This is a genomic window from Micromonospora orduensis (assembly GCF_006228125.1).
GTDB classification, from domain to species: domain Bacteria; phylum Actinomycetota; class Actinomycetes; order Mycobacteriales; family Micromonosporaceae; genus Micromonospora; species Micromonospora orduensis.
Window position 1 is genome coordinate 1 of the sequence record NZ_VDFY01000126.1, and the last position, 8,046, is coordinate 8,046.

Annotated in this window: 6 protein-coding genes and 1 pseudogene; 4 read left to right on the forward strand and 3 right to left on the reverse strand. The window is 74.7% G+C overall.

Annotation, left to right across the window (positions count from 1 at the left end; genetic code table 11):
- Window positions 1-34: 34 nt before the first annotated feature.
- From FHG89_RS09960 to FHG89_RS09970, 4 genes and pseudogenes are all read left to right on the forward strand, one after another.
- A pseudogene (locus tag FHG89_RS09960) lies at window positions 35-943 on the forward strand (dihydrolipoamide acetyltransferase family protein); the annotation flags it as partial.
- A gap of 219 nt (window positions 944-1,162) precedes the next feature.
- Window positions 1,163-1,300: a hypothetical protein gene (locus tag FHG89_RS32865; protein WP_167517372.1), complete on the forward strand. Its 138-nt coding sequence runs from the start codon at window positions 1,163-1,165 to the stop codon at window positions 1,298-1,300.
- Window positions 1,301-1,634: 334 nt separating this feature from the next.
- Window positions 1,635-4,301: an LppU/SCO3897 family protein gene (locus FHG89_RS09965; RefSeq protein ID WP_139584089.1), complete on the forward strand. Its 2,667-nt coding sequence runs from the start codon at window positions 1,635-1,637 to the stop codon at window positions 4,299-4,301.
- Window positions 4,302-4,424: 123 nt separating this feature from the next.
- Entirely contained in the window at window positions 4,425-6,263 is a 1,839-nt protein-coding gene (locus FHG89_RS09970; protein ID WP_139584090.1) for an NHL domain-containing thioredoxin family protein, read from the forward strand.
- A gap of 3 nt (window positions 6,264-6,266) precedes the next feature.
- On the opposite strand, the gene FHG89_RS09975 is transcribed toward FHG89_RS09970, so the two are convergent.
- From FHG89_RS09975 to FHG89_RS09985, 3 genes are all read right to left on the reverse strand, one after another.
- Window positions 6,267-7,016 carry a LamB/YcsF family protein gene (locus tag FHG89_RS09975; protein WP_139584091.1) on the reverse strand — a complete coding sequence of 250 codons (750 nt, stop codon included), beginning with the start codon at window positions 7,014-7,016 and terminating at the stop codon, window positions 6,267-6,269.
- Window positions 7,000-7,857 (reverse strand): 5-oxoprolinase subunit C family protein, encoded by an 858-nt coding sequence (locus tag FHG89_RS09980; RefSeq protein WP_425280164.1) that lies wholly within the window; start codon window positions 7,855-7,857, stop codon window positions 7,000-7,002. Before FHG89_RS09980 ends, FHG89_RS09975 begins: the two co-directional genes overlap by 17 nt.
- A partial coding sequence (locus FHG89_RS09985; RefSeq protein ID WP_139584092.1) for a carboxyltransferase domain-containing protein occupies window positions 7,854-8,046 on the reverse strand: 193 nt, incomplete at its 5' end. The genes FHG89_RS09980 and FHG89_RS09985, both read right to left, overlap by 4 nt.

The window sequence follows — 8,046 nt, forward strand, 5'->3', positions numbered from 1 at the left end:
GGTTCTGTCCCCCGCCACAACTCCATGATCAGCCGGGGCGGGCCTTGGGGCGGGCGTGTTGGCTAAGCCGCCGGTGCGCAAGCTCGCCAAGGACCTCGGGGTCGACCTGGGGACGCTGACCGGGTCGGGGCCGCTGGGCTCGATCACCCGCGAGGACGTGCAGCAGGCGGCGAGCGGGGCCGTGGCGGTGGCCGAGCCGGTCGCGGCGACCTCGACCGCGACGAGCGCCGCGAGCTTCGGCGCCGACCGCGAGCAGCGCATCCCGGTCAAGGGGGTACGCAAGCTGACCGCCGAGAACATGTCCCGCTCGGCGTTCACCGCCCCGCACGTGACGGAGTTCCTGACCGTCGACGTGACCCGGGCGATGAAGGCGTTGGACCGGCTGCGCGGCCGGCGGGAGTGGCGGGACGTGCGGGTTTCGCCGCTGCTGCTGGTGGCGAAGGCAGTGCTCCTGGCGGTCAAGCGTCACCCGATGGTCAACTCGACCTGGGCGGGCGACGAGATCGTGGTCAAGGAGTACGTCAATCTCGGCATCGCGGCGGCCACCGAGCGTGGCCTGATCGTGCCGAACGTCAAGGACGCCGGGCGGCTCTCGCTGCGGGAGCTGGCGGACGCGTTGAACGACCTGGTGCAGACGGCGAAGTCCGGCCGTACGTCGCCGGCGGACATGTCCGGCGGCACCCTGACCATCACCAACGTCGGTGTATTCGGGGTGGACACCGGTACGCCGATCCTCCCGCCGGGTGAGTCGGCGATCCTGGCCTTCGGCGCCGTGCGGGAGATGCCCTGGGTGCACAAGGGCAAGGTCAAGGCCCGCCAGGTCACCACGCTGGGGCTGAGCTTCGACCACCGGATCATCGACGGTGAGCTGGGGTCGAAGTTCCTGCGCGACATCGGCGACTTCCTCGCCGACCCCGAGGCGGCGCTGCTCGCCTGGACCTGACCGTCCGGATCACCAGCCACGGCCGGTGTGCCACGGGTTAACGCCCGGCACACCGGCCGTGTCCGTTGGGCGACGGAAGCGTCGGTCGGGGAGCCCGTTGACCTTCGATTGTTAGGCAGGTGTCGCAACTCACCTAATAATCGATGGAAGTTGTAGGCGTTCTGCTGTTGAATAGAGGCATCAGGGGCCGACAACCGAATAAGCCAGGGGGACCCACCAATGAGCATGATCGAGCGAATCCGCAACCACCGCGACGCCACCCGCCGCGCCCGTGCCATCCAGCACGCGCTGCGCTCGGCGAACACGCCGGCCGTCCGCGAGGAACTCCTCGTCATCGCCCAGCGTCACATGAGCTGACGCTCCACGACATTCCTCGCCTCCTCCAGATCGATGGCCCACCCGGCCCACCGGGTGGGCCATCGGCGTATCGCCGCCACGTGGCACCGGGATTCCGCCCTGCCGCAGCGCCCGGTACGGTGGGCTTCGGTCGCCGCCCGCCGACCCCCACCGGCCGGGTCGATAGAAGCTGCTCGACACCACTCGGCAACACGGAGTGACGGGCGGTGCTCCTTGGACACCCCGTGCTGCCACCCGATACGGTGCGGGGAGCCGGCACGCCGGTGACGCCGGCAGCCATGCCGAGGAGACCGATCGGCACCGGCGGCCGACATGTGATGGAGGAGGCGCACCCATGACGTCCGAGGGCCCGCACCGTCCCGGCCAGGAGCCGGACGAGGTGTCACCGGGCGCCGGCGGACCGGCGCCGTACGGCGACCGCCCGGCGCAGCCGGACAACGGCTACAACGCCGCCGGCCCCGACCTGGGTTGGGCGCCACCCCCGCCGGCGCAGCCGAACCAGGGCACCCCGGCCTGGGCCAACCAGCCCGAGCAGCAGCCCAACCCGGCCTGGGCCAACCAGCCCGAGCAGCAGCCCAACCCCGCCTGGGGTGCCGCCGCCGCGCCGCAGCCCGCCGAGCCGGCACAGCCCGCCTGGGCCACCGGCGGTGGCGCGAGCGAGCCGCAGCAGCCCGGCGCCTGGGCCGGCACCAACCCCACCCCCGACAGCCCGCAGCAGCCCGCCCAGTGGGCCGCGCCGCAGCAGGGCTGGACGCCGCCCGAGCAGACCGCGCCCACCTGGGCCACCGGCGCCGCCGAGCAGCCCGACTGGGCGCAGGCCCAGCCGGCCACCAGGGGCGCCGCGCAGGTCCCGCCGGCCACCACCGCCTGGCCCGCCCAGGAGGACCCGTCCCGTTCCGGCGGCTGGGGCACTCCCGCGCAGGTCAGCCCGGCCGCCGGTGACTGGCGCGGCGACGAGCAGCAGCAGCCCGAAGCGGCGCAGTCCGGCGGTTGGCCCGCAGGTGCGGGCCAGCAGGACCAGCCAGCGTGGACTCCGGCGGAGCAGTCGCCCCCGTCGTGGGGTCAGTCCACCCAGCCGGCCGAGCAGCCGGCCCCCGCGTGGGGGCAGGCCGAGCCGGCCGCCGCGCGCGGCGCCGCCCAGGTGCCGGCACCGTCGACGAACTGGCCCGGCCAGGACGACCCGGCCCGCTCCGGCGGGTGGGCCGCCCAGCAGCAGGCCCAGCCCGCCAACTGGGGCGACAACGCCGACGCGCAGCAGGACGAGCCCCAGCAGCCGGCCGCCTGGGGTGGTCAGGCCGAGGCGCGTCCGCAGCAGCCCGACTGGGTGCTCGCACAGCAGGACCAGCAGGCCGGACGCCCGCAGGCCGAGCAGCAGGCCGGCGCGGGATGGACCCCGCCGGAGCAGCCCGGGCTTCCGGCCCGGGCCAGCGCCAGCGTGCCCGGCAACGACGGCACGCCCGGTTGGGCCGCCGCCCCGGACAATCCGGCCCCGCAGAGCGGTGCCGGCGCGGCGGAGATCCAGCCGTGGGCGCCCGGCGAGGTGTGGGGGCGCGCCGAGGCGGAAGCTTCCGCCCAGTCCCGCGGCGGCTGGGAGGCGGACCAGCGCGACGACTCGCCCATCTACCAGCCCGCGCCCGCGCCGGGCATCTCGCCCGCCAACGCCGTACCGCTGCCGCCGCAGGAGCAGCGCGTGCCGGGCGCCAGCCTGGCCGCCGCCCCGCCGGCCGACTTCGCGCCGCAGAACCAGTACGCCCCGATCCCCGAACAACCCGCGTACGCCGAGCGGGAGACCCCGGAGGCGGCCGCACACTACGAGGCGGAGCCGGCCGGTTGGGGTCGCGCCGAGGACGCTCCCGCGAGCGGTGCCGTGGTGCCCGCCCCGCGTACCTCCCCCGAGTCGGGTCGCGCGGTCGTACCGGCGCCGGAGGCCGAGTCGGCGGCCGGCGCGGTCGGCCGGGCCTCGGCGAGCGCCTCGGTGCCGCTGGCCAGCCGGGTGATGCCCCCGACCGACCAGGCGATGCGACCGTCCGGCACGCCCGCACCCCAGCCACGGGTGTACGGCCGTCCCGCCGCGCCCGAGCCGACGGACGAGCCGGAGCAGGACGCCTTCCCGGCCGAGCAGGCGTCCGAGCGTCCGAGCGCACCGGACTGGCAGAATCCGCCAGCCGCACCCGACTGGCAGAACGGCCCGGAGCGCCAGGGCGCGCCGGACTGGCACCAGGGCCCGGACCGGCAGGCCTCCCCGGGTTGGGGTGGCGAGCCCACCCCGGAGCCGCGCTTCGACGACCGGGACCGGCCGTCGACGCCGAACGGGTTCGGTGAGGCTCCGTCCGCGCCACCGGCGTTCCCACCGGGAGTGCCGTCCTTCGTCGACGCGCCGGGCAACAACCGACAGGTCAACGGGGTCCGGCCGCAGTCCGGCGCCGAGCGGCCGGACGACCGGTTCGGCAACGCCGCAGCACCGGCCGCCGGCGCCGCCACGGTCAACGGGGCACCGAGCTTCGGTGGTCCGCCGTTCGGTGGTCCCAGCGCCGACCCGGCACCGGGTCCCGGCTTCCCGCCAGCGTTCCCGCCGGCAGCCCAGCCGTCCGCGCCGTCCTCCTGGGGTCAGGAACCGGAGCAGGGCCGCTTCGACGCGTTCAAGCCGGACGCCGAGGAGCCGAAGGTCGAACCGCCGACGCCGAAGGTCCGCAACGGCCGGGTGCTGGCCGCCGTGCTGATCGCCGCGGTGCTCATCCTGGCGGTGCCGCTCGGTCTGCTGATGCTGCTCGGCAAGTTCGGTGGCGGCGACGACGCGCCGGCGTTCGACCCGGCGGTCGGCACCTGCGTGAAGAAGTCCGGTGACGGCGCCTCGGCGGCCGACTGCGGCGAGGCGGGCGCGTTCACCATCGTCTCCAAGGTGGACGCGAAGGAGAAGTGCACCGACACGACGCAGCCGTACGTGGTGCTGCCCGGCGACGGCACCAACCGGGTGCTCTGCCTCAAGCCGGCAACCCCGTAGAACCTCACGAAGGCGGGGCCACGGACGTCCGTGGCCCCGCCTTCGTCGTACGCCAAGCGGGTGGCGGTGATCAGGTGACGGGTCACGGCGGCCGGGCCGGTGGGGCGTGGCAGGCTGACAGGTATGGGAACGACAGCGCGTGTACGTGCGCCGGAGCTACGCGGCCGGGGATGGCTCAACACAGGCGGCCAGGACCTGAGCTTGCAGGATCTGCGCGGCAAGATCGTCATCGCGGATTTTTGGACCTTCTGCTGTATCAACTGCCTGCACGTGCTCGACGAGCTCCGCCCGCTGGAGGAGAAGTACGGCGACGTGCTCGTCGTGATCGGCGTGCACTCGCCGAAGTTCGAGCACGAGAAGGACGCCGACGCGCTGGCCGCCGCCGTCGAGCGGTACGGGGTGCATCACCCCGTCCTCGACGATCCTGAGATGGACATGTGGCAGCAGTACGCGGCCCGGGCCTGGCCGACGCTGTCGGTGATCGACCCCGAGGGTTACGTGGTGGCCACGATGGCCGGCGAGGGGCACGCCGAAGGGCTGGCCCGCCTGATCGACGAGCTGATCGCCACCCACGAGGCGAAGGGCACCCTGCACCGGGGTGACGGCCCGTACGTGCCGCCGCCCGCGCCGGACACCACGCTGCGCTTCCCGGGCAAGGCGGTGGTGCTGCCGGACGGCAACCTGCTGGTCTCGGACTCGGCGCGGCACTCGCTGGTCGAGGTGGCCCCGGACGGCGAGTCGCTGGTGCGCCGGATCGGCTCGGGCGAGCGGGGTCGGGCGGACGGGCCGGCCGGCGCGGCGTCCTTCTCCGAGCCGCAGGGCCTCTGCGTGCTGCCCACGCACGTCGCCGAGGTGGCCGGCTACGACCTGGTCGTCGCCGACACGGTCAACCACCTGCTGCGCGGCGTACGCCTGGAGACCGGCGAGGTGGTGACCGTGGCCGGCAGCGGGCGGCAGTGGCGCGCGTCGGTCGATGACCACGCGCACGACGCGCTGGCCGTGGATCTCTCCTCCCCGTGGGATCTGGCCTGGTACGACGACAAGCTGATCGTCGCGATGGCGGGCATCCACCAGCTCTGGTGGTTCGACCCGATCAAGCGGACCGCCGGCATGTACGCGGGCATGACTGTCGAGGCGCTGCGCGACGGCCCGCTGGCCGAGGCGTGGATGGCGCAGCCGTCCGGGCTCTCCGTCTCGGCTGACGGCGTCCGGCTCTGGATCGCCGACAGCGAGACAAGCGCCGTGCGGTACGTCGAGGACGGGGTGCTGGGCACCGCCGTCGGGCAGGGCCTGTTCGACTTCGGGCACGTGGACGGGCCGGCGGAGTCGGCGCTGCTCCAGCATCCGCTGGGGGTGTGCGCGCTGCCGGACGGTTCGGTGCTGATCGCCGACACGTACAACGGTGCGGTGCGTCGTTTCGACCCGGCGACCGGCCAGGTGTCCACGGTCGCCGACGGGCTGGCCGAGCCGAGCGACCTGGTGCTGACGCCGGCCGGCGAGGTGCTGGTGGTGGAGTCCGCGGCGCACCGGCTGACCCGCCTCGCCCCGGGCGCGCTGTCGGCGGCGGGCGCCAGCACGGTGGACGGGCCCCGGCACCGCACCGAGCGCAAGCCCACCGACATCGCGTCCGGCGAGGTCACCCTGGACATCGTCTTCACGCCCGCACCGGGGCAGAAGCTGGACGAGACGTACGGGCCGTCGACGCGGCTTGTGGTTTCCGCGTCGCCGCCGGAGCTGCTGCTGGAGGGCGCCGGTACGGGCACCGAGCTGTCCCGCCGGCTGGTGCTCAACGGCGAGGTCAGCAGCGGAGTGCTCCAGGTGACCGCGCAGGCGGCGACCTGCGACGCGGACGTCGAACACGCGGCCTGCCACCTGACCCGGCAGGACTGGGGCGTACCGGTCCGGGTGGTCGACGGGGCGGCGGAGCGGCTTCCGCTGGTGCTGCGGGGTCTCGACGCGTAGCGCTCAGGCGAACGCGGCCAGGGTGACCCCGGCGTCGATCAGGCTGGCGCGGACGAGTTCGGTGGCGGAGACCGCCCCCGGTGTGTCGCCGTGGACGCAGATCGAGTCCACCGGGCAGGGGATGACGGTGCCGTCCACCGCCACGACGGTCCGTTCGGTGGCCATCCGTACCGCACGGGCGGCCACCTCCTCCGGGTCGGTGACAAGCGCGCCGGAGGTGCCGCGCGGCACCAGCGTCCCGTTGGGCAGGTAGCCACGGTCGGCGAACGCCTCGGCGACCACCGGTAGGCCCGCGCCGACGGCGAGCTGGGCGAGTACCGAGCCGGGTAGGCAGAGGACGGGCAGTCCGGGGTCGTAGCCGCAGATCGCGGCGACGACCGCCGCGGCCTGGGACTCGTCCGTGGCCGCCGCGTGGTAGAGCGCGCCGTGCGGCTTGAGGTAGCGGACCCGGGTGCGGAAGAGCTGGCAGAACGCGTCCAGCGCCCCCAGTTGGTAGGTCACCTCGTCGCGCAGCTCGGCGAAGTCGTACGCGATGGGTCGCCGGCCGAAGCCGGCCAGGTCCCGGTAGCCGACCTGCGCGCCCACCGCGACCCCGCGCTGCGCGGCGCCCTCGCAGACCCGCCGCATCGTGGACGGATCGCCGCCGTGGAAGCCGCAGGCGACGTTCGCGGAGGTGACCAGGTCCAGCAGCGCGTCGTCGTCGCCGAGCCGCCAGATGCCGAATCCCTCGCCCAGGTCAGCGTTGAGGTCCATGGAATCTGACGGTAGTACCTGGCCGGGCCTGCGCGAGCGGGGTCACGTCGGTGACCACCCCGATGACGGGGTATCCGCCGGTGGTCGGATGGTCGGCGAGGAAGATCAGGGGTTGGCCGTCGGCCGGCACCTGCACCGCGCCGAGCACGATGCCCTCGCTGGGCAGTTCGCCGGCGACCGCGCGGGGCAGCGGCGGGCCGGCGAGGCGCGCGCCGACCCGGTTGCTCACCGGGCTCACGGTGTACGGGGTGCCGAGCAGCCGGTCGAGCGCGGTCGGGGTGAACCAGTCGTCGCGGGGGCCGAGGCGCACGGTCAGGTGCAGCTCCGGCGGGGGCGCGGTGCCGAGGGTCAGGTCGACCGGCGCGGGCTCACCGAAGGGCTGGCCGAGTGGCAGCCGTCCGCCGTCGCGCAACGGGGGCGGGCCGAGCCCGGAGAGGGTGTCGGTGGAGCGGCTGCCGAGCACCGGTGGTACGTCGATTCCGCCCGCCACGGCCAGCCAACTCCGTACGCCCCGGCGGGCCGGACCGATCCGCAGCACCGCCCCGGCCGGCACGCTGAGCGGACGTCCGGTGTCGCCGGGCCGCTCGCCGACGTGCACCGCCACCTCGGCGCCGGTGATGGCGACCGTGGTGGCCCGGGTCGGCCGCAGCGCGCAGCCGTTCAGGGTGATCTCCAGCCCGGCGGCCTGCTCGGGGTTGCCGACAAGCCGGTTGGCCAGTCGCAGGGCGGCCGGGTCGAGCGCGCCGGAGCGGGGTACGCCGAGGTGCGCCCAGCCGGGTCGGCCCAGGTCCTGCACGGTGGTGAGCGCGCCGGCGCGGAGCACCTCGACCGCGTCGATCACCTGACCTCCATCCGCATTTCGGTGCCCGGTCCGAGCCGGGCAGGCGGCTCGTCGTGCACGTCGAAGAGGACCAGGTCGGTCCGGCCGACCAGCAGCCAACCGCCGGGGGACGGACCGGGGTAGATGCCGGCGTAGGGGCCGGCCAGCGCGACGGAGCCGGCCGGCACCCGGGGGCGGGGGGTCGCCAGT

Excerpts from the sequence above, each read along its gene's own strand:
- FHG89_RS09970 (WP_139584090.1), top strand. The coding sequence starts at position 4,425 with ATGGGAACGACAGCGCGTGTACGTGCGCCGGAGCTACGCGGCCGGGGA.
- FHG89_RS09965 (WP_139584089.1), top strand. The coding sequence starts at position 1,635 with ATGACGTCCGAGGGCCCGCACCGTCCCGGCCAGGAGCCGGACGAGGTG.
- FHG89_RS32865 (WP_167517372.1), top strand. The coding sequence starts at position 1,163 with ATGAGCATGATCGAGCGAATCCGCAACCACCGCGACGCCACCCGCCGC.
- FHG89_RS09975 (WP_139584091.1), bottom strand. The coding sequence starts at position 7,016 with ATGGACCTCAACGCTGACCTGGGCGAGGGATTCGGCATCTGGCGGCTC.